The organism is Microcystis sp. LEGE 08355 (assembly GCF_015207185.1).
Taxonomy (GTDB): domain Bacteria; phylum Cyanobacteriota; class Cyanobacteriia; order Cyanobacteriales; family Microcystaceae; genus Microcystis; species Microcystis panniformis.
The window spans coordinates 1-1,894 of sequence record NZ_JADEXI010000758.1; the positions used below are offsets into that span (position 1 = coordinate 1).

The 1,894-nt window shown below is 40.3% G+C and carries 2 protein-coding genes; one reads left to right on the forward strand and one right to left on the reverse strand.

The genetic code is table 11. The features are described 5' to 3' along the window. Positions 1-152: 152 nt before the first annotated feature. The gene (locus IQ242_RS23745) at positions 153-755 is read right to left on the reverse strand and encodes a hypothetical protein (RefSeq protein ID WP_139374460.1); all 603 of its coding nucleotides are present in this window, start codon (positions 753-755) and stop codon (positions 153-155) included. A 313-nt stretch (positions 756-1,068) separates the two neighbouring features. On the opposite strand from IQ242_RS23745, the gene IQ242_RS23750 reads away from it, so the two are divergent. Next, a complete protein-coding gene (locus tag IQ242_RS23750) occupies positions 1,069-1,506 on the forward strand; it encodes a DUF29 domain-containing protein (RefSeq protein ID WP_079208842.1) in 438 nt (145 codons plus the stop codon). Positions 1,507-1,894: the final 388 nt, after the last annotated feature.

The following is a 1,894-nucleotide window of genomic DNA, read 5'->3' on the forward strand; positions in this document are numbered from 1 at the left end:
TCACTCCCATGACCGGCACTAAAGTCTTATCCAACAAGGTCTTTAGATTTATTCAACCAGCCCTAATATAGATATTTCTACAAAATTGAGATGCACCCAGTCTGCTGACGATAAATTAGCCGGTCAAAAGACTATGTATTTCTAGAAGCGATTTAGGTACGTTTTGTCCAGTATAGACCCACGAATCCCAGGAGAAGTAATCCGGTCGTCAGCGAAGGTTCTGGGACTGAAGCCACATCAGACCACTTAGCGGTAAAGCTGAAGTTATTAACATCAATGGGCTGTGGAAAAGTTAGTGTGAAGTCAAACTTGGAAAGCCCAGCGGTCAAGCCAGTACCCTGGGGATCGTTGAAAGTGATTACACCGCCCGGAAGCATCCTGTATTGCCATGTATATCTAATGAATTCTTCTTCTGTAATCAAGTTTTTGCAGACAATTACTACGGGATTGGTGCCGACAGAAGTTGCATACCAGCCTGGTGGACAGGCATTGGGGACACTAACGGGATCTGGATTGAAAACAGCAGGATTGGTCAAACTAAAGGAAAAGCTTTTCGCGTTGCCAATGTCAGTACCAGAAGGATTGAATGTACCTGAACCAGACGAAAGTGTGAAGGTTGTGCCATCAAACGCAAAAGAATGGCCGAGGGGATCCACACCGCTGGCACCCCCAGAAAACTCGATATCCTTAGCCTGTACGGACTGACCGAGTAAAACAGATGCCATAGCACATAACAATAGACGGTAATCAAGCATTTTCAGTCAACTCCCTTGAAACTTTACTCTAGATCAATTATGCAATCCATTTTAAGTGAAAATTATAAAATTGCTACCGACCGCAACAAATTTTGGTAATTAGTCACAGCAACAAGCCCTATAATTATTTATAGAGTTCTTGCATAATTAATTTTTGAGAGTGCAAAAATGAGAAAAATAGACATAAAATTGCATAACATCCCTAAATAGAGCATTTAATTGATTAATGCTCATTTTTAATTCTCCTGACTACTGACTACTGGCTACTGACTCCTAACCCCAACAACAATTTTTGATTTTTACAAGAGGCCTTATGTCGTCAACTGCCTACGAAACTGATTATAATCAATGGCTAAAAGAGACGGTAAAACAGTTACAAGAGCGTAATTTTGAGCAGGTGGATTGGGATAATTTAATTGAAGAAATCGAGAGTATGGGGAAAAGTGATAGACGAGCTTTAATGAGTCTGTTAACCCGTCTTATCGAACATCTTTTAAAGCTGGCTTATTGGCAAGAAGAAAAAAAACGGTCAGGTAATCATTGGGCGGCAGAAATAGTCAATTTTCGCGCCCAAATACAGCATCGTTTAGAAGATAGTCCCAGTTTACGGACAGAATTAGCAGCTATGTATGATAAAGTTTATCCAGTGGCGATTAAATCAGTTTCTCAGCTTTTTTACCTCAATTCAGACGCTCATATATCCCTCGAACAAATATTAGATGATAATTGGTTTCCCCCGGCTGAAAAATAGTTCTGAATTAGGAGTAATACTAAAGCTGAATAAATGTGAAATATAAACGAGTTAAGGGTTTTATTGTCCTGTTTTGCTCTCACAGGTGCAAGATTTTGAGAGAATCGTGGTTCAAAACCTTGGGTCTTCATCGGCCCGCTTCCTGTGGGGGCGAAGCATTCGGGCAATAACCTATCGGTGAAACCGGAGATTTTCTATCCGAATGCTTCGCCCGTACTTTTTCAGCAAATCCTAATCAGTTTTTAATAACCAGATTTATACCTGGACTTCCCCCATACATAAATACTAAAAAATTAACAAAACCCTTACTGCAGGTCGCTTCTTAGAAAAAATTGAAAAGACGCTACTGGGTACATTTTCCCTTTGAAAATGGCTGTACCGTTGACTG

Coding starts and splice junctions, on each gene's coding strand:
- IQ242_RS23745 (WP_139374460.1), bottom strand. CDS start 755: ATGCTTGATTACCGTCTATTGTTATGTGCTATGGCATCTGTTTTACTC.
- IQ242_RS23750 (WP_079208842.1), top strand. CDS start 1,069: ATGTCGTCAACTGCCTACGAAACTGATTATAATCAATGGCTAAAAGAG.